This is a genomic window from Microcoleus sp. Pol7_A1, assembly GCF_036701085.1.
Classification (GTDB): domain Bacteria; phylum Cyanobacteriota; class Cyanobacteriia; order Cyanobacteriales; family Microcoleaceae; genus Microcoleus; species Microcoleus asticus.
In genome coordinates, this window is the sequence record NZ_JAUBQD010000073.1 from 1 (window position 1) to 22,515 (window position 22,515).

Here is a 22,515-nt window from a genome sequence, read left to right on the forward strand (position 1 = left end):
AAGGTGGGAATCATCAAGACGCCGAACCAACCTACATAAATGCGGTTTTCGGTGCTGGTGACCCAGTTGCAAAACTGATCCCACAGGTTGGCGCTTTCGCGCTGCTGTAAGGTTGTTGTCATTTGTTTATGATTGCTTTATTGATTTGTCAATGTTCGTGACGGCTTTGTGTTCCGCCATGTTAATAAACATAAAGCATATTCTAAGGTTTGTAAAGTATTTTAACAACAGATTAACTGATGCAAGTTATAAGGTTAAGTTATCAATATGAGGAAAGCTGGATAAATGGGCAAGAATGCACCAAAAAGTAGGGAAAGCCTGGAAGCGCGTCGCCTTCAGGCATGGAAATATTAAGATACAGACTTTTGCTGACTGGGTATCATAATCAGAGCCCAATAGGGAACTTCAGCGGGATCGACATCTACGATCGCCCGAATTCGCTGATTCGGCATAGTTGCGCGTTCTATATACAGTGCTCGATCGAACTGTCCCAACTCAATCAGCACGTCCCGGACTTTCGCAAAATGCCGGCCCAGCTTAATAATCACCGCAGCATCAACAACCGCCAGCCGATCGCGCAAAACCTCAGCATCCAGCGTCGCAGGCATAATACTTAACACATCGTTACGATAAGTCAGCGGCACTCCCAACGCAGCCGCACTCGCCATTGTCGAAGAAATTCCCGGCACAACTTCAGTGGTAAATGTTCCCGACAAACGGTTGAATAGATACATAAACGAGCCGTAGAGAAAAGGTTCGCCCTCACACAATACCGCCACATCCCGTCCCTCGCTGAGGTGTGCCGCAATTTTCTCCGCAGCAATATCGTAATAAGGTTGAGACGATCGCGTCGGACTAAAAGGCAGCGGCATCGGAATCTCAATTTGCTCCGGGCGCAGATAATCTGCGACGATCGCCCGCGCCAGCACCTTACCATTTTCCATCGCCGGATAGGCAATCACCGGCACCGATTGCAAAATCCGATAAGCTTTCAAAGTAATCAACTCAGGATCGCCAGGGCCAATACCCAAACCGTACAATTTACCAGTAGCCTCAGTCATAATTCATCCTTTTTCGCTAACGCATTCACGGCCGCCGTTGCCATTGCACTGCCACCGCGCCGCCCGTGCAACGTAATAAATGGCACTCCCCGACTGTTGGCGGCCAGTTCGGCTTTGGATTCAGCAGCCCCCACAAATCCTACCGGGAAACCCAGAATTAAAGCCGGTTTGGGTGCTCCGGCATCCAGCATTTCCAGCAGTCGGAACAAAGCAGTCGGGGCATTGCCAATTGCCACAACCGCACCCTGCAAGTTGTCCAGCCATAAATCAAGCGCCGCGGCCGATCGAGTATTTCCCATTTGCCGCGCCAACTCCGGGATTTCGGAATGCCAGAGGGTGCAAATCACCGGATTTTCAGCGGGAAGGCGTTTGCGAGTGATGCCTTCGGCCACCATCCGGGCATCGCAGAGAATCGGCGCACCGGCGGCGAGGGCTTGGCGTCCGCAGGTTGCGGCCCCCGGCGAAGCTGCTAAATCTGTAACAATATCGGTCATGCCGCAACTGTGAATTAGTCGCACGGCTACCGATTCTAAATCGGGCGGCAAGGTTGACAAATCTGTTTCGGCTCGAATTGTGGCAAAGGATTTGGTGTAGATTTCTGTTCCGTCTCGAATGTAGTCAATCATTGTTTAAAACTGCTATGGGAAATTTGTTGGATTTGTGAAATATATTTTTTGAATTAACCGCGAAGATGGAAAGGACGCGAAGAAAGATCGAGAGATATAGAAAGAGAAATGATTAAAACTTGTCAGTTTTAATGGAATCTTTTTTCACTTTGAATTCCCATTTTAGGTGTTCAAAAACTCCTGCAATTGGTCGATTGCCAGCCGATCGACAAACTCACCAAATGACTCCAAAGGCTCTCGAAACCGCTGATATACCTGCAACATTCGCTCGAACGCACCGGGCATCTCGCTGGCACTAACCGCCGCACAAATTGGTCGCCCGAAGGGCAAATCTTTTCTACCCGCATAAATCTTGTAACCTTCGATCGCCTCGTCTCCTCGCTCAATCTGAATTCCTACCAGCGTGATATCAATTGGCCGGTGCTGGGCGCAGGACTTTTCGCAACCGCTGAAATGAATGTTAATCGGCAAGTCGATCGTCAATTTTTGCGCTAAATCCCTCGCCATTGCTAAGGCCTGACTTTGAGTATCTGTCGCCGCCGACGCACAGCCGCTGCTGCCGGCACAAGCCACCAAGCACGAATCTAGGCGAGTCGCCGATGAGTGCAATCCCAAATCGGCAACTTGCTGTTTTACCTCAAAAAGCTGGGAGTTGGGGATGTCAGAAATCAACAGATTTTGCCACGGCGTAAGTCTCAGGGTACCGCTGGCTAGATTTTGGGCTAAATTTGCCAAATTCCGCAGTTGTTTTGATTCTAGCCTACCTAGGGGCAGTGCAATTCCCATGTAGGAGAAACCCGACTGTTGCTGAGGATAAATGCCGAGATGTTGGTGATTGGGGATGGATTTTTCAGATGAGGCGATCGAGCTTCGCTGCACTACAAACGGTAAATTCCTCTCTACCATTTCTAGATAACTTTCAGCGCCCCAATCTGCCAGCAGGTGACGCAAACGCGGTTTTTTGCCATCAATTCGAGGCTGATTTTTTGTGTATTCAAGATAGGTGCTAGCGATGGCGGCTAATACTGAAATACATTGCGATTCTTGGATTAAAATTCCTGTGTCGCCGTTTAAATGCAGCCGAAAAACGATTTCTGATTGGGTTGAACGCCCTTCAGCAGCTAATAAGATATCGTTGCGTAAATCGCGAATCGAAACCGATTCCCCGCCGTCAAAGCCAATACTGAACTTAGGCGAAAGTTCGGACAATTCGGGATGCGTTTGCAGGTAATCATCCCAAGCTTTTACTAGCGGGCGAGTATCGAGTAGTTGCTGTCGATCGATCCCTGCTGTCGGACTTGCCATAATATTGCGAATCGGGTCAACTTCAACGCGGCGAGATGCCAATCCCAATTCCAGCAAATCTTGCCAAAGTTCATCAGAAACTGGCGAATTCAAGTCTCGAATTTGCAAATTCGCCCGATTCGTTACTTGCAAACAACCGGTACTGTATCGATCGACCAAATCCGCGATCGTCCGACACTGCTGCGCGTTTAAAATTCCCCCCGGAATCCGCATTCTCGATAATATTCCGTCTCGGGCGCGGGAACCGTAAAATAAACCAGGACAAGTCGGCAATTCACTCAAAGCTAACAAAGAAACTCCTCCCCGTGCGACGCAGGGAATCTAAAGTAAACTCCTGAAATCGGCATTCTGACTTTGACAGTTGCGGCACAGCGCCGGAATTGCACCGGACTTTCCCGCTTTCAGGTTTAAGAAATCTATCACAAGTCGATCGGCATCAGCCAGATCGATCGAGTTTCTTAACAAATCTCCGGGCGAGCTCGCCTGTTAGGGGGGAAATTCGTTTTATTATCTTGCTGATCCCTGAATAATTTTTTATAATCTATAATCGAAGTCAAAATCACTCTAAGAGTGCGTGACTTCTAACTTCGGCTATAAAACCTGCGATCGCGTTATTTATGACAATTGAAGAATTGCAAATCAAACTCGCAGATATCAATCACCTTGTTGAGACATTCCAAACATCAGTAGCTTTGGAAAAATACTACTCGGATGACACTGTGATGATTGAAGGAGATGGTATGATTACTAGCGGCAAAGAAAACTGCCGCCAAGGCAGAGAAATCTTTTTTCAAGAAATGTTAGTTGAGTTTCGAGAATCAAAATTAATTAGTCAAGACATCGCTGTTTCAGCCGACAAAAATTATGATTTTGTAGTAATTTCCAATTGGTACAATGATTACACCGTTAAAGTTGAAGGTCAAATCATTGATTCCAAAAGCAATCAAATCTCGATCGGCTATTGGAAAGACGGTTTGGTAGTCAAGGAAAGTTACAATTACCCAGTGATTACGGTGGTTTAACGCTGTTTGTTAATTAGAGTTACGCAAAACCTGCATAAACCGGGTTTTTTGCCTTATCTGCGCGCGATAACCAAGTATTGTCGAAAAACCCGGTTTATGACCACCCGTGCGTCCTAGACTAATATTGATAGGTGCGATAGTTATTGAACCTGAGAAAAATAATCCGCATGATATTTGAAACTCAGAGATTGGTTTTGAAACCGATTGTAGAGAGCGACCTCAACACGCTCCACGGAATGTTTACTAATTTTTATGTGAGAAGATATCTATGTGACGGCGAAATATTGTCGCTACAACAAGTGGAAGAAATGCTGGCAGAAAACAAAAAGCTTTTTGAAGAAAATAAATTCGGTTTGTGGTTTATCGAGACAAAGAACGATCGAGAAATCATTGGATTTGTTGGTTTGTGGTATTTGTTTGAGGAAGTACAGCCGCAGTTGCTTTACGCGCTGCTGCCGAAAGCACTTAAAAAAGGATATGCTACTGAAGCATCAACTAAAATATTGGAGTATGGTTTGAATGAACTTGGCTTGGACTATATTGTCGCAAGCTGCGATCGCCCAAACATTGAGTCGCTTAAAGTTGCAGAAAGACTCGGAATGAGGCAAGTAGAAGAAAGAATTATGAATGGAAATCCGATATTATTCTTTAGAATCGATAATTAGTAATTAGCAGTAAGGGCGCAATGCACAAATGGCTTTCGGTGGTGGGGATTGGCGAAGACGGACTTTCGGGATTGAGTGCGATCGCCCGTTCCCTACTCGATCGATCTCAAGTCGTTGTCGGCGGTGCCCGTCACCTAGCAATGCTACCAACCGACGACACCCGCGAACAATTGGTCTGGGCTTCGCCGCTACAAGCAACAGTCGATGAAATCATCCGCCGCCGGGGACAGCCTGTGTGCGTGCTAGCCAGCGGCGATCCCATGTGTCACGGTATAGGCGTCACGCTGTCGCGCCAGATTCCTATTTCGGAAATGACTGTAATTCCCGCTGCATCGGCTTTTAGTCTTGCTTGCGCCCGTCTGGGCTGGGCGTTGGCGGATGTTGTGACTTTCAGTTTGACAAATCGCCCGATCGCATCGATCGCCCTTGCTTTGTCTCCCGGCGCGCGATTGCTGGTTTTAAGCGCAGATCGACACACGCCGGGAAAGGTGGCTGAATTGTTGACACAGCGGGGGTTTGGCAGCAGTTTGATGACCGTGTTCGAGCGGATGGGGTCGGGATCGGAACGGCGGATCGAGGGGGTGGCAGCAGCCTGGAATGCAGCGGATTTGGCTGATTTGAACACGATCGCGATTGCAGTTGCAGCCGATCGCGAAACCCTACTTTTTCCCCGAACTGCGGGTTTGCCGGATGCTGCTTACCGCCACGACGGACAACTTACGAAGCGGGAGGTTCGAGCCGTTACTCTGTCAACGTTAGCACCGATTCCGGGAGAGTTGCTTTGGGATGTGGGGGCTGGCTGCGGTTCGATCGCGATCGAATGGATGCGGAGTCATCCTCGGTGCAGGGCGATCGCGATCGAACGCCACCCAACTCGGCTGCAATACATCGCCGAAAATGCCTCTACTTTCGGCGTTCCCGAACTCCAAATTGTCGCGGGAGAAGCGCCGGAAGCCCTGACCAATTTGCCTCAACCGGATGCCATTTTCATCGGCGGCGGTGTCACCGCAGAAGCTGTGCTGGAAACTTGCTGGAATGCTTTAGGTGAAGGCGGCCGATTAGTTGTTAATGCGGTGACAGTTGAGAGCGAGTTTAAAGTTTTGCAATGGCACGATCGTTATGGTGGGGAACTAATTAGAATTGGGATTCAGCGAGTAGGGGCGATCGGTTCTTTTCAGGGTTGGAAACCGCTTGCACCGGTGACTCAGTGGGCGGTAGTTAAAAGATAAAAAGGTAATAAAAACGAGATTCACCATCAAAAATATTATCCCGCAATTGCGATAAAATTGTATGTCACCGTACCCCGAGCTGTCGGAGGCCACAGTCAGGACATTAGCAGTCATATAAAATAATCCCCGATCTTCTATTTATAAATACTTTGGCGAGATTTGAGTTCATAGTAGATGGCCCACCAGTATCACAACAAGCTCGCAGGCGAGATCGTCTTAAAGCTTGGAAAATGACGGTTAGGCAAGAGGCTGAAAAATACTGGTCTTCAGAGCAAAAAACAGCTACGGGACTCGTTATGCTCCAGATAACTTATTTCTACGATTCTGTTAAAATTGATGTGGACAACATAGTAAAGCCAATTCAAGATGCAATTATTGGCCTAGCCTACGTGGATGACGATCAAGTAACCGATGTTCTAGTCCGGAAGAGGAATTTATCGGGTAACTTTACAGTAGAAAATATGACCTCGACCCTAGCGGAAGGATTTGCTCGTGGCAATGAATTCTTGCACATTGTCGTAATTGATGATCCTGACCAAGAGGTACTGACATGATGGCAACCCCAACTGCAAACATAGAAAGAGAGCGATTACTGAAATTAGCAGAGGAGTATCGTGAGAGAGGTTACGAGGTTTCATTTCATCCCAACCTTGAAGATTTACCTGACTTCCTGAAAAGCTATCGCCCCGATATGATAGTGCGCCTGGGTAAAGAGTCAGTAGTTATTGCAGTCAAGTCACGCTCCTCACTCAATTCATCCTCTACTCAATATTTACGCAATTTAGCCCAAGCAGTAGCAGAAAATCCTGGTTGGAGGTTTGAGTTAGTGATGACTAACCCGGAGGATGCAGTCTATTTCCCCAAAGCTGAGGGTTCTCTTCAAGAGCATGAAATAGAAGCCCGCTTGCAAGTAGCAAAGCAACTTGTAGCACAACAACATCTAGAGCCAGCTATGCTATATTCCTGGTCTTTAGTTGAGGCTACTTTGAGAATTATTGCGGAAAAAGAAGAGCTAAGTTTGACAAGATTACAGCCACTTTTTTTAGTAAAACAACTGGCAACTGAGGGGGTAATTTCCCAATCAGAGTATCAGTTACTAATGAATGCACTTTCATTGCGTAACGCAATTGCTCATGGCTTCAAAACTAGACAACTTACGCAAAACTCTGTATGCGAACTGATTGAAATTGCAGAGCAACTATTGAAATCTCTGCATACTGGCGAAGGAGCAAGCTAACATTTTAAAAAGCATAAGAGTTACGCACTGAACACGAAAAAGCCAGCTTTGAGATTGCTCTCCCATTGCGCAATGACAGAAAATATTAGTGGTGCGTAAGTCCTGTCCTGTAAAAAAGTAGGTTGGGTTTAACACAAGTAAACCCAACCTACCAATTAAATTACAGTTCCGACTTTAGCCTTGATTCACAACAGTCGGTTTTAAACTTTCCTGTGACTTCGATCGCTCTAAACCATTTTGAACTTCCACAGATTCCTTAATCGGTTTCCGGGCTTCAATTAAACTCAAAGCTTTGTTGACGCTTTCAGGTAAAATCACGACCAAACTGCCGGCCGGCGCCTCATCTAAAGCCTTGTTAACGGCGGTTGTTTCGTCGAGAATCAACTCGTATTCAACTTTAGATTTGTTTGCGGTTCCTGCAGACATCGCCTCTGCAATTCCCTGGCAAATTAACTGTGCCACAACACCGGGTTCTCGCCCGCGCCGATCGGCATCTTCCTTCACAATAATACGATCGAACATCTCGGCCGAAAGTTTGCCCAGCGTGACAAAATCTTCATCTCGCCGATCTCCGGGGGCGCCGACAACCCCGATCCGCATTCCCGGCCAATTCAGCACGAAACTGCCCAAAGCCTTGTAGCTGTGGGGGTTGTGGGCGTAGTCGAGCAAAGCGTGATAGCTGCCCAATTTAAACAAATTCATCCTTCCGGGAGTTTGACCCACCGATGCTTGGAAGCTTGACAAAGCCGATCGAATGTCCTCTATTTTCAATCCTTGGGCAAAAGCCGCCAAACAAGCTGCTAAAGCATTGGCAATCATAAACGGCGCGCGCCCGCCCATCGTCAGCGGCACGTTCACGGCTTGCTCGATTCTCAGCGTCCAATCACCTTTCAAGATCGACAAGTACCCGTTTTCGTAAATCGCTGCCAGCCCGCCCGCAGCGGTATGTTTGGCAACCAGTTCGTTGTCCGGGTTCATCGAAAAATAGGCAATTTGAGCCTTGACACGCTGCGCCATTTGTGCTACCAGTCGGTCGTCTGCATTCAAAACTGCATAGCCTTTGGGCATTACCGACTCAACGAGGACGCTCTTGAGTTTGGCGAGCTGTTCCACGGTGTCGATGTCGCCAATTCCCAAGTGATCGGCCGCGACATTCAATACTACGCCGACATCGCACTGATCGAAGCCCAGGCCCGATCGCAAAATTCCGCCTCTAGCCGTTTCCAGCACCGCCACTTCCACCGTTGGGTCAGACAAAATCAATTGAGCACTCTGCGGCCCGGTATTGTCTCCGGTTTCTACCAAATAATCGCCGATGTAAGTGCCGTCGGTAGTCGTGTAGCCGGTAATCTGACCTGTCTGCTTGACAATGTGGGCCAGCAGGCGAGTAGTTGTAGTTTTGCCGTTGGTTCCCGTTACCGCTAAAATCGGCACCCGGCTGGGTTGAGGCGAGGGGAAGAGCATATCGAAAACGGCGCCGGCGACGTTGCGGGGTAAACCTTGACTCGGGGCGACGTGCATTCTGAAACCCGGTGCTGCGTTGACTTCGACGATGACGCCGTTGACATCGCGCAGGGGTTGGGAGATGTCGGGAGTTACTACGTCAATGCCGGCGATGTCCAAACCGATAATTTTGGCGACTCTGGAAAACAGCCAGACGTTTTCCGGGTGGATTTCGTCGGTGCGATCGACTGCAATTCCACCGGTACTCAAGTTTGCTGTCGCGCGCAAGAATACTCTTTCGCCTGCAGGTACTACGGAGTCCATGGCGTATCCTTGTTTTTGCAACAAATCCAGGCACAATTTGTCGATCGTGATCCGGGTGAGCACGTTGTCGTGTCCGTCTCCCCGCTGCGGGTCGCGGTTTACTTCTTCAATAAGCTGTTCTACTGTAGACCTGCCGTTACCCACGACGTTAGCGGGAACTCGTTCTGCGACTGCTATGACTTGCCCGTTGACTACCAATACTCTGTGATCGCGGCCGACGTAATAGCGCTCGACTATCACGCTTTTTGTTTTTGATGCCGCGCTGGCTAAGTCGTAGGCTTCTTCTGCTGCTTCCCAGGAATTGATGTCGATCGTAATCCCGCGGCCGTGGTTGCCGTCTAGGGGTTTGAGGACGATCGGATAACCGCCGACATCTTCGATCGCCCCGCGCAGTTCGTCCAAATAATTAATCACCGTTCCTCTAGGAACCGGCACGCCGGCGCTGCCGAGGATATTTTTAGTACCTTCCTTATCGCAGGCTAGTTCTACCCCCAAAACTCCCGTGCGGTTGCTCAGAGTTGCCTGAATCCGCTTTTGGTGAACCCCGTAGCCGAGTTGAATCATAAACCGGGCGCTCAAAGGTATCCAAGGAATGCCGCGAGCTTCTGCTTCCTTGATCAGTGTTTCCGTGCTCGGCCCGAGTGCGGCGGACGCAGCAAACTCTCTAAGGTCTCTCAAATCTTGGACTAATTCTGCTGCTGGATAAGTGCCTGTATCGGCAATGCTCTGGCACATCCGCACGCCCGCCCGGGCGGCATAGCGACCTGCTTGTTCGTGTTGATACTCGATTACTACTTGGTAAATGCCTGGGGTCGCAGTCTCGCGGGTCCGACCGAACCCGACAGGCATTCCTGCCATTTGCTGAAGTTCTAGGGCTACGTGTTCGATTACGTGTCCCATCATTGTGCCTTCTCTGACACGTTGCAGGAAGCCTCCCCTATGGCCGGGAGAACAGTGATGCTCGTCCAAACTCGGCAGCGCGGCGGTCAATCCTTGGTAGAAGCCAGGAATTTCAGATGTGGTTTTATCTGCCAACTCTTCTAAATCCAGACGCATCAGGACGAGTTTGTGGCGTCGGATGCTCCAGTAGTTGGGGCCGCGTAAGGTCTGGATTTTAAGTATTTTCATGACAGTTAGAGGGGTATGGGGCGCGAAATCTTATAGATAATTGAAGCATTTATTCAATTTCGATCTAGATTGCTCGATCGACTGTTCGCAGCGAACAGTTTGGGACTGAATTTCCAGTTATGGGCGACCCAATTGAAAATTCATCTCCCAGCGATCGGCTAGAAACAAGTACAGATCAATGGCACGCAAAAACTAGAAGCCCGAAGGTAGAATTTTCTGTGATTCTGCCTTCTGGCGTCAGCCGTGGCTGCTTCGCAATCTATTATATTGTTGTATCCATGATTCGGCCGGAATGCCGCCTAGTGTCTGCCGAATCAATGAGAAGATATTTTCTGCGTTAGTTGGCTGTGCGGCATTCGGGTGGCCAGCCAGACTCGGAACAGGCTGCCGATGGCATTGGTTTGCCTAGGGGCATATTGTAGCAATCTCCGTGACACAGAACGTGCAAGCGCATATTGAACAGACTTAAGGGTTCTGTCGCTCCTACCAGAGACTCATTGGTATAAAAATTTTCCCTAGAATCAACAATAGTCACAGTGCCTTTACCGAGAATTTTCATAGTATCGTCTCCCTCAAACAAGGCGCAAGTGTCTTCGTCAATACCAATAGCGATGCGATCGGGATGGCAAGCCACAGCCGACAGCAAGCGAGCCATGCGGTTACGGTTGTGAAAATGCTGGTCTACGATGATCTCAGGAATAATGTTAAGTCCGTTTGCCATGTCTACTAAAGAGCGGTTCGGTGACGCGCCACTCCCGCCGCCGGCAATCATGTGATATCCCATCACCGCAGCACCCGCGCTGGTACCGGCGAGGGTAATCTTGCCTTCGAGAGTTTCTTTGCGAATTTTCTCCATCAGCGGGGTGTCCGCCAGCAGTCCGCAGAGCCTCAGTTGGTCGCCGCCTGTGATGAATACGCCCGTACAATCTTCTAAGTAATCTTTCCAGACGGGGTTTTCGGCTTGTTCGCGTTCGCGGATGTCCACCACTTTGACCGCGCTAACGCCCATTTCGTCAAATATAGTGCGGTAGCGGTTGCTAATTCCTTCGGGATCTCGCGAAGCGCAGGGAACGATCGCCAGCCGAGCGTTTGCACCGCCAGCGCGGCAAAAAAAGGTGTTCAAAATCTCTCGTCCGTGAACTTTGTCTTCGGCTCCGCCGATCACCATAATCGAGGTTTTTGTGCGCTGGGGAATATTGTGTTCGAGGGCTTGAGATGTCAACTGCTGCATGGTGTGTCTTCCTCTGTTGGATGTGAAATTCAATTTTGCCGTGGCTGTGGGTACAATAGGGCTTTTTAAGAATAAATATTTGTTTGTGCCAGCGAGGCGCGATCGCCGATATCACCTCGCTCGCTGTTGTTTGGCGGCGAGTTTAGTTGCTGTCGCTGTCATGAAAAACTGATTATTGTTGTACAAAACGGGGCCGCCGACAAAGGAAGAGAATTTAACTTGCAAAAATTCTCAGAAATTATAAGAAATTATAAAGAATAAAGCAATTACTGAAAACTGAACTCCCTCTAAGGGTCAAACTAGAGGTGATGTATCAATAAATTTCAATAATTGTGCGATTTGACGTAGTTACCTTATTTCCAGAATTTTTCCGGGCTCCCCTGGAGTCGGGACTGATGGGCAAAGCCTTAGCTAAAAAGATTGCTGAGGTGAATTTTGTCAATCCCCGCAATTTTACCACAGACAAGCACCAGCGAGTCGATGACGAGCCTTACGGGGGCGGAGTGGGGATGCTGATGAAGCCGGAACCGATTTTTGCTGCGGTGGAGTCGCTGCCGGTTTTGCCGCGGCGGGAGGTGATTTTGCTGACTCCCCAGGGGGAACCGATGCAGCAGGAGATGTTTCGGCAGTTGGCAGCCGATCGCGATCAGTTGGTGTTGATTTGCGGTCATTATGAGGGTGTGGACGATCGAGTGCTGCATTTGGTCACTCGCGAAGTGTCTTTGGGGGATTTTGTGCTCACGGGGGGCGAAATTCCGGCTTTGGCTTTGATTAATGGGGTTTTGCGATTGCTGCGGGGAACTGTCGCGAAGGAAGATTCGCTGAAGTTTGAGAGTTTTGAAGACGGACTTTTGGATTATCCGCAGTACACTCGACCGGCGGATTTTCGCGGATTGAAGGTACCTGACGTGTTGTTGTCTGGTAATCACGCAGAAATTGCTCGCTGGCGCAGGGAACAGCAAATTGAAAGAACTCGATCGCGCCGACCGGATTTGCTAGCGGATTAGTTAACTCTTGACTATTAATAGTCTTGATTGAACATCGTATTTTTGGCAGACTAAATTATGCTAAACAATCAACTTTTGTGCTGTGGGGCGATCGCTTTTTTGATAGGCGGTGAATTTACTGTAAATTTAACTGCTGGCAGTAGTGGTAAATGGTAAAATATTAACCGGAAAGCTTTGGCAAGAAGCAGCGGAGGAAGGAGCAGCGCGCGATCGTCTTCTTCTAGTTCTAGTTCCAGTCGCTCTAACGTTACCTCGCCTAGCCGTTCTAGTTCTTCTAGTCTTTGTAATCCTTGTAAAAACAGCTCGTCTGGCACTTTTTATAGTTCTTCTAGTTCTTCTAAAAACAGCGATAGGGATAATCTGCCCGTTACAGTATTCGTGACGTTCTTCAACAGTTTCCTCGATCGCCCGGTATTCATTTGGAGTAAAGCAAGTATTTATCGGTTCTGGAATATTTGGCGGGTTGGTTTGAATAATAATAACCCCATCGCACTTCCTAAATAGTTAAACCTTAAATAATTATGGCTTACAGCTAGATAGTTTTCTTAACGCAGAGCCGTGTTCCTTTCCCTTCAAATTCCCTAAAAAACTCTCCATGCCTTTGTGCACTTCTGCTTCACAACCGCTAAATTCTAGCTTTTTTTTTACCTCTGACACTCAACTGCTTTGTAATGGATGTATAATAATGCAAAGCAAAAAGTAGATTAATTGCAAAAAATACCAAAGTTAACACCAAGGTAAAGAAAGACGTAAACGACAGTCGGGAAGTCATCGTAAATATTGCCAAAATGATTGAGCAAAGCCCAAAACCGGAAGCAAAAGAACTTAAAAGCAGCAACCGCACCTTAGACATAGTTTAATTTAAAAATTCTCAGTAAAATACACTTGTGGCAGCTAACGATGAGTGCCGAATGATACTTATTACTATATAGCGGAATTGATCTGTTGCGCCAAGGGCAAAACGGCTGCTTTCCTAAAAAGGTTTGAATTCTACAGAAAAATACAGCCCGCGCTCTTGTAAACGCCTCTGGCTCGACTTAATATCAATCAAAGGAATTCCCCAGCCTCCGCGAGCATTCCACTTCTGACGGTACTGCCACCGCAGGCCCAATCCCACTGACAGCAAAGTATTCGCTTCCAGAGTCGCCCTTGCCCCGCTATTTGTCCAAATCCACAAACGGCGTCACCTGCAAAACTCCTTGTTTGTCGCCCATTCGCAAAATCGGATACCGCAACTCGGCTGAAACAAAAATCCCGCTATCGGCGAGCAAAGCATCCTGACGGTAGCCCCGCACCGTATCCGAGCCACCCAAACCAAATTGTTCGATCGGCAAAAGCTCTCCCCCAGCCAACTGCACCTCCGATCTCACTACCAGCAGCGTCTCAGAAGCCAACAACCGCACGTACTGCAATTGACCCCGCCACGCCAAAAATTCACTGTCAGGCCCCTTGCTGCTCACTGTAGCGCCAAATGCTCCCACTCCCAGACTGAACAGCGATCGCACCGCCAAGACATCTTTCTCTCCCATCTGGATAAAATCCTGAAACAGCCTCAGCACCAAAACCCGAGTCTTAGCCGGATCGTACGCTCCCGGCGATAGGGGAAAATCTTCTCCCAGCAAAGATGTATCGCTTTCTCGCCTGCCAGCACCGATACCGATCGCGATTTGTCTTCTCGGAGTTTGCACGATCGGCTGCCGGTAAGTCAACTCATATCATAAGTGCGGCTCGACGCCTCAATATCCAGAGCGTCAAAGGGCGGCCAGGCGATATTGCTTTTGCTCCGGCTTAGCTGAAAACTTACCGTACCGTTGCGGGGATTGACTGGCAGCGTGTAACTAAAATCGATAGCATTGCTAACCTGAGTATTTGTATAAATCAAACTCGCACTATCTCTCAAACCCAACAAATTAGCTTCGCGGACTTGAGCTTTGCGCCGCCACCTCCCCAGACTTAGAGAGCGAGAATTGTCAGTAAAAATCTCAGCTTGGAACGTTTTTGCCTCTTTGACTCGGACTAACAGCAAATTAAAACCCGCACGAGAACCCGCTTGCAGTTCCGTTGAGATATTTGCGACTTGCCCGCTAAGTTGCAGCAGTTGCATAGCTGACAGTATGCGCTGTTCATTTAGCGGGCCTGGCGTTGAATCGGCTAATCAGCTTCTGACGTAGTTAGGATTTAGCCGCCTAGTCCCGACTACATTGATACTTTCTAGCTTGCCTTCTAGCACTAATATCCTCACAACTGAGCCTGCAAACGTTGGCGGTCCAATCAGCGCTCCAGATGTGATATAACCTTTGCTGATGTAGAGTTGGCTCACAGCAGAACGGGCTTGCAGCAATTCGGCGAAAGTGAGCGGGCGGCCTACAAAGTCTTTGAGTACAGCGTCTAATTCTTCGTTGCTAAAGACGGTGCTGCCAACTACTTCAAATCGATCGACCTTTATCGTACCCGGAATGTTGGGCAATTCTGCTGGCTGTGCCGGCGCGGGAACAGCAGGCGACAAAAGCTGTTCTGCAGGAGGCAGGGGCCCTGGGGGCGCTGGTTCTGGGAGGGGAGGCAGATTTCGCGGCAGCGGGTTGGGAATGGGAAATTATTGTCTGTTTTCTCCTCGGTTCGGCAACTGAGCGAGAGTTTCACGGGCCTGAGTTTCAGTCGATCCATCAAACTCCCGGATGTTGTTTTCGGGATCTTTACTGTCTCTATCTAATTCAGAACCCGAGTATAAATCACGAAGCCGATCGCGATCGTCTGCTGTTTCTTGATTGGGTAAATTATCATTAAAAATTGGCGCTTGCACCCCTGAGTCGGCAGCAACCATCGACTCGCCAACACTTTGAGCTGCTAGCGGTGCGCGACAAATACCTGCAATTGAAAAACCAAGTGCTAATGCCTTGAAAAACTTGATTTTACAAAAGCCTCTAGAATGTTGCACGGGCATGACAGACTCGTCATATTTTATAGTTATTTGCACTTACGCTCGGGCGCGGCCGGCGCAATTGCAAGGAATAAACTTACTCTATCACTTTTTTTAAAGACTTAATTCCTTAAATGAACATAAAGATACTTGACATATTGCTGATTTTATGTATTATAAACACTTCCGGAAAAAAGCTCCGACATCCCCAAGTTAGGGCTGTAGCTAGGCGGAGCATTCTATGAAAGCTGGCATCTCAGAAATAGTTGACATCTGCTATACCAACTTGGCTAAACTTAATCTTTGCTTCACCATTCCAGTAGAAGTATTTTCGCTGGTTGGTCTGATTCCTGCTTCTACCTGCATGAGTGGGAGCATACTTGTCAACAAGCGTAAATTTGGGTGGAGCAACGCCCTGTTTTTTGAGTGATTACAACTTTTTTTTGAAGCTTTTAGCGATTGTTGAACGATTATTTTTAACCAATTTAATGAATCGTGGTATTCCGTTCTACCTTTTTATAGGCTGGTCAGTTTTACATCCACTGTGGTTTACTCTCCCAGAAATTATTTGCGGGTTTTTGGTCTTATCCTGAAAATGCTAGACAAAACGGAGCGTCTATCAATATTCTTGCAATAAGTAGCTATGGGCAAGTTTAATAAAGTATTAAACCATTATATTCACCTCCCCAGCTCTTTCATAGACGGCGATTTATCGGACCACAATCCTAGTCTTAAAGGTGTTGATAAATCACCTCTAGAGACTCAAAACAACTAACAGTACAAGAGGTATTGCAATTGCGCTTACTTTTATTTAAGGTATCTACGCTTTCCGAGTCCATCAAAATCGAAAGTAATCCGGAGCGACGTTCTGCCATTGCTTGTTTACCCGCGCTACGATGAGGCTGAGACGAGATGCAATCAGAGATTGCACCTTATCAAAGCGTTTCTTGGCGCGGATGGTTATTCTTAATTACGAGTTAATGGCACCCCAGGCAACCGGAGCCACGCAGTCGGTTGCCTGGGGTGCCCGGGCCGCTCCGAAAGCGTTCCTCCCCATGCCTGAAGTCAGGGGTTTCTCTCTCGTTTTCCGGTGAATTTTGAGAGAGATTACTACATTTTATTGAGTTCCGATCGCAGCTCTTCCAACTCAGCGTCAATCACCGGACTCGACTCCGAGCTGCTAGCAGCAGTTTTACCCGCTGCCGGCAATTTACCTTGAGACACAGAACCTCCGGTCAGTTGAGCTTTCATCTGAGCCAACTCGTCGTCAACATCACCGCCGCTTTCGAGCAAGCGGAACTGTTCCTCTAAATTGCTGCCGCCGGCCGCCAATTCTGCCGAAGCTCCCGCGCGAGCTTCTATCTGCAAAACTTTTTCTTCCATGCGATCGAAAGCCGCCATTGAACTGCCAGTATTCAAGGTGCCAATGGTATTGTTGAGCTGTTCCTGAGCCTTAGCAGCGGATATCCTCGCTTTGAGCATATCCTTCTTAGTCTTAGCTTCGGAAATCTTGCTCTCCAAACCGATCAAGTTGCGCTTGAGGCTTTCCACCTGAGCCGCTTGCTGATCCAGACTGGCTTTCAGAGTAGCCGCCGTTTCAGCGTGAGACTTTTTGCGCACCAGCGCTTCCCGGGCCAAAGTCTCGTCTCCTTTTTGCAGGGCTAGCTGAGCGCGCTGCTGCCACTGGTTAGACTGAGACTCAGCTTGATTGTACTGAGTCTGAGTGCGCTTTTGAGTGGCGATCGCACTGGCAACGGCTTGACGCAACTGCACCAAGTCTTCCTGCATATCCGTAACGGACTGTTCTAAAATCTTTTCCGGGTCTTCAGCTTTGTTGACCAGATCGTTAAGATTGGCTTTGACGACTCGGCTAATGCGGTCAAATAATCCCATAATGCTATTTTTCCAGGGTGAGGTGTACGAAGTAGGCGGAAAGCAGGCTTTAGGCGCTAGCCCGCAGTTGTGAAATTCACTCTTGTCAGATTTTTAGTGCGATTTAGTTTTTGGCAATTTTTGCAGACAGATAAATCCAGTTTAAAGCGATCGAGTAAGTGGTGCAGGCAAGCTTATTCATGCACCTATCTATTGAGTTTAACTTCGATCCGGGAATTCCCCCACAGGCTTCGAGCCATCTCTAGCTAGGCTGTTGAGAAGTTTTTGCTCGTCTCAACTATTGTTCTGCTGCCTGGGGTTCAGGATGCGGGCGGCTCGCCCGAGGGCAATTTGGGTGTATTTTTGCCCGGAAGCATTTGTGCTTTCATCGCCGCCAACTCAGTATCGACATCCTCGGCACCTTCGAGAGAGAGAAACTTCTTTTCTAAATCGTTAGTTCCGAGTTCTGCGATTGCTTCGGAGCGAGATTCTAGCTGCATGACTTTCTCTTCCATCCGTTCAAAGGCGCTCAAAGCGCTGCCTGTATTGAGATTGCCCATCATTTCTTGAAGCCTTTCCGATGCTTGAGCCGATCGAGCTCGGGCAATATACATATCTTTTTTAGATTTTGCCTCGGAAATCTTACTTTCTAGCGCCCGCATATTGTCTTTAAGTTGAGTCACAACAGCGTTTTGCTGCCCGAGACTGGCTTTCATCGCCGTTGCCGTTTCTTGATAAGATTTCCTGCGCGTCAGAGCTTCCCGCGCCAAATTTTCCTCGCCTTTTTGCAAAGCTAGCTGCGCCCGCTGGTACCATTCTGCGGCAGTAGACTCAGCTTGGGAACACTGGCGTTCGGTGCGTTTTTGAGCTGCAATCGCGCCTGCCACAGCTTGTCTGAGCTGCACTAAATCTTCCTGCATATCCATTACAGCCTGTTCCAGAATTTTTTCTGGATCTTCTGCCGCCCCGACCAAACTGTTAATATTGGCTCGAATCACTCGCCAAAGGCGATCGAATAATCCCATGAGGCCCGTCTCCCGATTTTCAACTTTAGAATTAAGACAGAGAAATCACAATTAAAAACTAAAAATGAAAACTCATCAATCGTCTTTTTAATTTTTAATTTTGAAATTTTAATTCCCTCTAAGTTAGGTCGTCATGATTATTTTTAGGATGGGTAGGGCGCGAGCGTTACCCATCAAAACTGAGCAAATGTTGGGTGAAGCGAAACCGAGGGTTCGTGCCGCGGGCCCAACCTACTCGCCGATCCTCAGTTTAATTCTCTTTGCCTAATTTATGGCTGATAGTATTGCGGCTTCACCCCTTTTGCTTGCAGTTCTTTCACCAAAAGTTCTGCTGAGGCAGCATCGTTCAAAGCCCCCATTTGGATCTTGACACCCTTTGAGAAGTTCCGCACGTAGGCATCGGGAACTGCGGTTCTGGCTTGCTGCAGCGATTTTGCATCCGTGTAATCGGTGACAACGTAATAGAAACCGTCCGCCGCGCGTGCCGGCCTTCCCAGCGGGGATGCGGCTGGGGATGCGGCGGCTGGGGATGCTGTCGCTGGGGATGCTGTCGCCGGGGATGCTGCGGCTGGCTGGGCTGGGGAAGGTGTTGGAGGCAGTGTCGGCAGTGTCGGCACTGGCTGGGCGCTGGGGCGGGGACTGGGAAGCAAAGCCGTGCTGATATTGTTGAGTCCTTGTTCTCTCCCTCTGGCGGGGTTGCCATCTTCTGTCGGAATCGGGACAGCCGCGCTGGGGCCAGGAGGCGCTGCCGGATTGGGCGGGATTGAGGCTTTTGGCGACGGGGAAGGAATCGCGCTGGCTGTCGGATTGACATTGCTGAGAGTGCTCAAATCTAGCTCGACAAATTCCTTGGATACCAGATTTGGAGCTTTCGGCAGTTCCTGGGTGCTGGTATCTGAGATGGCAGTAGAGGCGGGACTGTCGCTTGGAGAGGGTGCACCGCGATCGAGAAAACGGTTCAGGCCGGCCATCTTAGCCACACTTGACGGGTGCATGACTGCGTAGCCCAAAGCTGTACACGACAGCAGAAACAGCAGCATCGAACTCAGTCCCAAGGGAGTTAACAGACTGGCTGCTAAACTGCGCTCGACGGCAGGCTCGGCTTTTGACTCGTCCAAACTTTCGATCAGTTTTTCGCTTGATTCGAGATAATTGTTGGGTGCGAAGGCACTGCTAGATAATTTTGTGCCGCCCCTGGTAGTTGCTAGCGGGGCATCGCCCTGGATGCCGGCAAGGGATAGGGGCAGGGACAGCGGCTGCTGGGTTTCCTCCGCGGCCTCCAGGGGCAAATTTTGGGCTAGCTGTTGCTCGGTTGTGGCTGTTTGCTTGCCAGTACGAACTGATGGGGACACCCACTGTTCGGCGCGCCGCCTGTGCCTTCTGTATGTTGTCAGTTCTGCTTCTAGGTTTACATCCAGACTCCCCAGGACTGCTTGCAAAGCAGGCTTGATTGGGGTTGAAGAGGATTGATGATTTGGGGATTCAACCGAAGAACGCTTACTCATTAGCAAAACTCCTACCGCCTCTGAATTGATTTTAATGTTTTGATTGTAGATATAAACAAGAAGCTTGAAAACTTGCCTATTTTATGATTAGCTAGTTTTAGCGTCAATGCAACAGGGGCCCGATCGCCTGCTGTCGATCGCCGGCAGCCATCTTTAGATTTTAATTTTAAAACTTAATTGTTTCTGTGTCCCGGAGGCTGCTTAGCGAGACTCGAAGCAGCTTTCTGTATCCGGATATACCGCTTATTTATAACCTCTCATACTCGTTCGGCATTTGTACTTTTTCTTGATCCCTGACCGCTTTATAAACTTTTAATCTGTGTTTTTACCTATACAATGAGCCAAGACTTAGGCAATTGTTTCTAAATATAACAAGATTATAAATAAATTATAAAATTTAATTATGCTCCGGGGATCGCTACAACCCAGACAGCATAAAGGTTGGGATGCTCTAAGGCAGGCTAGCTCTGCAAAGGAGAATTAGAGATGAAAATGATTTCCCTAAGAACTTTTATGCAAACCTCCTTAACTTCACCTTTAACTTCAGCTTGTGGTCACTGCCGTCATTATACCCCTGAGGGCAGACGCGGGGGTGTTTGCGCTTTACTGGGCGGGCCGGTTCAAAGTCACTGGAAAGCTTGTGCTTTAGCGGTTTCGCCTTTTAGGTCATCTTGGGAAAACATAGAAGAAATTGGACTGTGGCAAGAATCGACTCTGACGCTGCAGGATGCCACCGTCACTCTTTCCGAGCGCAATGCCTGCCAGCTTACAGGCACAACGTTAACCGAAAAATCGGCAGCAGCAGTATCGGTCTAGTTAGTCGGCTGCCCTGCTGCTTATACCATTATTTTCGATTTTCGATTTTCGATTGGGGAATCACCGATCAGTATCATGGTTTGGATCTGGCAAAGCAGTTTCATTCTTTTTAGGAACTGGTATCAATACTCACACTTTTGGGCGATCGGGTGCATTTGGCTTTACTAACTCATAAAAATCAGCAGTATCTACTTTAATATGAGCGCATAAAAAAACTGATTTCTCCATCCAACTATGGCAGCCAAGGATATTGACTAAAATCAGGTTGCCGTTTTTCTAAAAAGGCTTGTTTGCCTTCGGCGCCTTCCTGCGTCATATAGTACAGCAAAGTAGCATTTCCCGCCAGTTCTTGCAAACCGGCTTGACCGTCGCAGTCGGCATTAAAAGCAGATTTCAAACAGCGAATCGCGATCGGACTTTTTTCTAGAATTTCCGCAGCCCACTGCATCCCTTCTAGTTCTAGTTGTTCGACGGGCACGACGCTGTTGACTAAACCCATTTCTAGGGCTTGCTGCGCGCTGTACTGGCGGCACAAAAACCAAATTTCTCGGGCTTTTTTCTGGCCGACAACTCTGGCGAGATAGCTAGCTCCGAAACCACCGTCGAAACTGCCGACTTTTGGGCCGGTCTGTCCGAAAATAGCATTGTCAGCAGCGATCGTCAAGTCGCAAATTAAGTGTAGAACGTGACCCCCTCCTATTGCGTAGCCTGCAACTAAAGCAATTACAACTTTGGGCATCGATCGAATCAACTTCTGCAAGTCGAGCACATTCAAGCGGGGTATGCCACCTTCGTCTACATATCCCGCCGCACCGCGCACGCTTTGGTCGCCGCCGGCACAAAAGGCGTATTTGCCGTCTGTATGAGGCCCCGCACCGGTGAAAAGGACAACGCCGATTTTTGTGTCTTCGCGGGCATCAGTAAAGGCATCGCACAGTTCCTGCACGGTTTTGGGACGGAAAGCGTTCCGTTTGTGAGGTCGATTGATGGTAATTTTGGCGGTGCCGCCGCTTTTGTGATATAGAATGTCTTCGTAGGTTTTGGCGGTTTGCCATTCAATTTGCATAATCAATCAATTTTAGATTTGAGACCAAACTGGGTCTATCAAGGCAGCGACAAGTCGCTTTTAGATTTTAGATTGATTCGGTTCAATGGGATACAAGGGTCGATCGACTCTTGCAAAAAAAATAAGGCGGGACTTACGCAGAAACCTGGTTTTTCTACCAACATACGCCGTACAGCGCTCTTGGTAGCGGTTAAACAACCCGGTTTTTGAGGGTAAGAGCGCGCAAGTCCCGTCTCAAATGGAAAAAGCGTCAAATCCTCGAACTCCTCTCACGACTTTTACTGCGCAAAAATTTATATGCGCTGCATTATTTGCGCAGTAAAAGAGCCAGCAGGTGCTTTGCTGCTTTCGCAAATACCGGATCGCGGGACTCGAATTCGCTGGGATCGAGTAAAGCTTGAACTTCGCCAAAAGCTTCTGAGTCGAGGGTTCCTTCTTTAGTAAATAAAGTATCTAGGACTGCAATGTGTCTGGACTCGAGGCCGAGCCGATTTCCCATCGACTGTAAGTACATTTGCTCCCGCAGGTCGATGTGTCCGTCTGCCGCTGACATTTCGTAGCCGGAACCGATGAGCAACAGTTTTTCAGATTCTGAGAACAAAGCTGTCAGGGTTAGCAATTCCGTGGGGTTGAAGTACACCTGCTGTTTGGAGACTCCTTTGACAAGGCGCTGAATTAGTTCTATCCGATCGGGGTCGCCGCTGGCAAAGGCTTTGAGAGTCTTTTGCAGCCGTTCTTCTTCTTCAACTGCGATCGTCCTGTCAATAATCATCACTCCGCGCAGGATGGAAATCAGAGCAGTCAGAAAGACTACCAAAGGAGTGATATCTTGTTCCCGGAGCTTTTGCCGGCTAATGCGACACAACAGCTCAACAACTTCACTGGTGATTGTGGTGGTGTCCATAATTAAAAATGACTCTCTCTTAAGCTGTAATGTAATTTTCTTTCTCGATCTTAAGTTTTTTCTGTTACGTAGGTATGACGTGAATTCTAAAACTGAGCCGTTGTCTATTAGTGATACTACTTATTTTATTCA

General features: G+C 48.4%; 25 protein-coding genes, 1 pseudogene and 1 riboswitch. Of the genes and pseudogenes, 9 read left to right on the top strand and 17 right to left on the bottom strand.

The features are described from left to right. The 4 genes and pseudogenes from QUA20_RS27295 to cobG form a co-directional block, all read right to left on the bottom strand. Window positions 1–122: pseudogene (locus QUA20_RS27295) on the bottom strand (photosystem II q(b) protein); the annotation flags it as partial. Between the two features lie 228 nt (window positions 123–350). Continuing rightward, a complete protein-coding gene (locus QUA20_RS27300; RefSeq protein ID WP_333192926.1) occupies window positions 351–1,061 on the bottom strand; it encodes a precorrin-2 C(20)-methyltransferase in 711 nt (236 codons plus the stop codon). Continuing rightward, window positions 1,058–1,687, bottom strand: a complete 630-nt coding sequence (locus tag QUA20_RS27305; RefSeq protein ID WP_333192928.1) for a precorrin-8X methylmutase — start codon at window positions 1,685–1,687, stop codon at window positions 1,058–1,060. Before QUA20_RS27305 ends, QUA20_RS27300 begins: the two co-directional genes overlap by 4 nt. A gap of 162 nt (window positions 1,688–1,849) precedes the next feature. Next, window positions 1,850–3,283 carry a precorrin-3B synthase gene (gene cobG, locus QUA20_RS27310; protein WP_333192930.1) on the bottom strand — a complete coding sequence of 478 codons (1,434 nt, stop codon included), beginning with the start codon at window positions 3,281–3,283 and terminating at the stop codon, window positions 1,850–1,852. 42 nt (window positions 3,284–3,325) lie between these two features. Then, a riboswitch (adenosylcobalamin-variant (AdoCbl-variant) riboswitch) is annotated at window positions 3,326–3,405 on the bottom strand. Window positions 3,406–3,609: 204 nt separating this feature from the next. On the opposite strand from cobG, the gene QUA20_RS27315 reads away from it, so the two are divergent. The 5 genes from QUA20_RS27315 to QUA20_RS27335 all read left to right on the top strand — a co-directional run bounded on the left by QUA20_RS27315 (window position 3,610) and on the right by QUA20_RS27335 (window position 7,145). Continuing rightward, window positions 3,610–4,014 carry a hypothetical protein gene (locus tag QUA20_RS27315; RefSeq protein ID WP_333192932.1) on the top strand — a complete coding sequence of 135 codons (405 nt, stop codon included), beginning with the start codon at window positions 3,610–3,612 and terminating at the stop codon, window positions 4,012–4,014. A 167-nt stretch (window positions 4,015–4,181) separates the two neighbouring features. Beyond that, on the top strand, window positions 4,182–4,679 hold the full coding sequence (locus tag QUA20_RS27320; RefSeq protein ID WP_333192934.1) for a GNAT family N-acetyltransferase: 498 nt from the start codon (window positions 4,182–4,184) through the stop codon (window positions 4,677–4,679). A 20-nt stretch (window positions 4,680–4,699) separates the two neighbouring features. After that, complete coding sequence (gene cbiE, locus QUA20_RS27325) at window positions 4,700–5,908, top strand: precorrin-6y C5,15-methyltransferase (decarboxylating) subunit CbiE (RefSeq protein ID WP_333192937.1); 1,209 nt, start codon at window positions 4,700–4,702, stop codon at window positions 5,906–5,908. A 149-nt stretch (window positions 5,909–6,057) separates the two neighbouring features. Continuing rightward, a complete protein-coding gene (locus QUA20_RS27330; protein WP_333192939.1) occupies window positions 6,058–6,462 on the top strand; it encodes a RusA family crossover junction endodeoxyribonuclease in 405 nt (134 codons plus the stop codon). Then, complete coding sequence (locus tag QUA20_RS27335) at window positions 6,459–7,145, top strand: hypothetical protein (protein WP_333192941.1); 687 nt, start codon at window positions 6,459–6,461, stop codon at window positions 7,143–7,145. Before QUA20_RS27330 ends, QUA20_RS27335 begins: the two co-directional genes overlap by 4 nt. Window positions 7,146–7,319: 174 nt before the next feature. Here the strand turns inward: QUA20_RS27335 and cphA are convergent, their stop codons facing one another. Further along, a complete protein-coding gene (gene cphA / locus QUA20_RS27340) occupies window positions 7,320–10,040 on the bottom strand; it encodes a cyanophycin synthetase (RefSeq protein WP_333192943.1) in 2,721 nt (906 codons plus the stop codon). A 337-nt stretch (window positions 10,041–10,377) separates the two neighbouring features. After that, window positions 10,378–11,271 carry a cyanophycinase gene (locus QUA20_RS27345; RefSeq protein WP_333192946.1) on the bottom strand — a complete coding sequence of 298 codons (894 nt, stop codon included), beginning with the start codon at window positions 11,269–11,271 and terminating at the stop codon, window positions 10,378–10,380. Between QUA20_RS27345 and QUA20_RS27350 the strand changes: the two genes are divergently transcribed. Further along, window positions 11,270–11,443, top strand: coding sequence for a hypothetical protein (locus tag QUA20_RS27350; RefSeq protein ID WP_333192949.1), 174 nt, complete (start codon window positions 11,270–11,272; stop codon window positions 11,441–11,443). The genes QUA20_RS27345 and QUA20_RS27350 overlap by 2 nt on opposite strands. Before the next feature lie 160 nt (window positions 11,444–11,603). Continuing rightward, window positions 11,604–12,278 carry a tRNA (guanosine(37)-N1)-methyltransferase TrmD gene (trmD, locus tag QUA20_RS27355; protein ID WP_172192804.1) on the top strand — a complete coding sequence of 225 codons (675 nt, stop codon included), beginning with the start codon at window positions 11,604–11,606 and terminating at the stop codon, window positions 12,276–12,278. A 68-nt stretch (window positions 12,279–12,346) separates the two neighbouring features. On the opposite strand, the gene QUA20_RS27360 is transcribed toward trmD, so the two are convergent. From QUA20_RS27360 to QUA20_RS27385, 6 genes are all read right to left on the bottom strand, one after another. Continuing rightward, window positions 12,347–12,592, bottom strand: a complete 246-nt coding sequence (locus QUA20_RS27360) for a hypothetical protein (protein WP_333192953.1) — start codon at window positions 12,590–12,592, stop codon at window positions 12,347–12,349. Window positions 12,593–13,251: 659 nt separating this feature from the next. Then, on the bottom strand, window positions 13,252–13,455 hold the full coding sequence (locus tag QUA20_RS27365; protein WP_333192956.1) for a hypothetical protein: 204 nt from the start codon (window positions 13,453–13,455) through the stop codon (window positions 13,252–13,254). Then, the gene (locus tag QUA20_RS27370) at window positions 13,436–13,966 is read right to left on the bottom strand and encodes a ShlB/FhaC/HecB family hemolysin secretion/activation protein (RefSeq protein WP_333192959.1); all 531 of its coding nucleotides are present in this window, start codon (window positions 13,964–13,966) and stop codon (window positions 13,436–13,438) included. The genes QUA20_RS27365 and QUA20_RS27370 overlap by 20 nt, the downstream gene beginning before the upstream one ends. A gap of 17 nt (window positions 13,967–13,983) precedes the next feature. Then, the gene (locus tag QUA20_RS27375) at window positions 13,984–14,382 is read right to left on the bottom strand and encodes a ShlB/FhaC/HecB family hemolysin secretion/activation protein (RefSeq protein ID WP_333192961.1); all 399 of its coding nucleotides are present in this window, start codon (window positions 14,380–14,382) and stop codon (window positions 13,984–13,986) included. Between the two features lie 51 nt (window positions 14,383–14,433). Continuing rightward, window positions 14,434–14,784 carry a POTRA domain-containing protein gene (locus QUA20_RS27380; RefSeq protein ID WP_333192963.1) on the bottom strand — a complete coding sequence of 117 codons (351 nt, stop codon included), beginning with the start codon at window positions 14,782–14,784 and terminating at the stop codon, window positions 14,434–14,436. An 87-nt stretch (window positions 14,785–14,871) separates the two neighbouring features. Continuing rightward, the gene (locus QUA20_RS27385) at window positions 14,872–15,252 is read right to left on the bottom strand and encodes a hypothetical protein (RefSeq protein ID WP_333192965.1); all 381 of its coding nucleotides are present in this window, start codon (window positions 15,250–15,252) and stop codon (window positions 14,872–14,874) included. Window positions 15,253–15,436: 184 nt separating this feature from the next. Here QUA20_RS27385 and QUA20_RS27390 point away from each other — a divergent pair, with 184 nt between their 5' ends. Next, window positions 15,437–15,625, top strand: coding sequence for a hypothetical protein (locus QUA20_RS27390; RefSeq protein WP_333192966.1), 189 nt, complete (start codon window positions 15,437–15,439; stop codon window positions 15,623–15,625). Between the two features lie 680 nt (window positions 15,626–16,305). Here the strand turns inward: QUA20_RS27390 and QUA20_RS27395 are convergent. From QUA20_RS27395 to QUA20_RS27405, 3 genes are all read right to left on the bottom strand, one after another. Further along, window positions 16,306–17,088 carry a PspA/IM30 family protein gene (locus tag QUA20_RS27395; protein WP_333192968.1) on the bottom strand — a complete coding sequence of 261 codons (783 nt, stop codon included), beginning with the start codon at window positions 17,086–17,088 and terminating at the stop codon, window positions 16,306–16,308. Window positions 17,089–17,387: 299 nt separating this feature from the next. Further along, entirely contained in the window at window positions 17,388–18,092 is a 705-nt protein-coding gene (locus QUA20_RS27400) for a PspA/IM30 family protein (RefSeq protein WP_172190033.1), read from the bottom strand. 269 nt (window positions 18,093–18,361) lie between these two features. Then, entirely contained in the window at window positions 18,362–19,597 is a 1,236-nt protein-coding gene (locus QUA20_RS27405; protein WP_333192971.1) for a hypothetical protein, read from the bottom strand. Window positions 19,598–20,110: 513 nt separating this feature from the next. Here QUA20_RS27405 and QUA20_RS27410 point away from each other — a divergent pair. Then, window positions 20,111–20,413: a hypothetical protein gene (locus QUA20_RS27410; RefSeq protein WP_333192972.1), complete on the top strand. Its 303-nt coding sequence runs from the start codon at window positions 20,111–20,113 to the stop codon at window positions 20,411–20,413. 232 nt (window positions 20,414–20,645) lie between these two features. On the opposite strand, the gene menB is transcribed toward QUA20_RS27410, so the two are convergent. After that, window positions 20,646–21,479 carry a 1,4-dihydroxy-2-naphthoyl-CoA synthase gene (menB, locus tag QUA20_RS27415; RefSeq protein WP_172190039.1) on the bottom strand — a complete coding sequence of 278 codons (834 nt, stop codon included), beginning with the start codon at window positions 21,477–21,479 and terminating at the stop codon, window positions 20,646–20,648. Between the two features lie 307 nt (window positions 21,480–21,786). Beyond that, window positions 21,787–22,383 carry a TerB family tellurite resistance protein gene (locus QUA20_RS27420; protein ID WP_333192974.1) on the bottom strand — a complete coding sequence of 199 codons (597 nt, stop codon included), beginning with the start codon at window positions 22,381–22,383 and terminating at the stop codon, window positions 21,787–21,789. Window positions 22,384–22,515 lie beyond the last annotated feature (132 nt).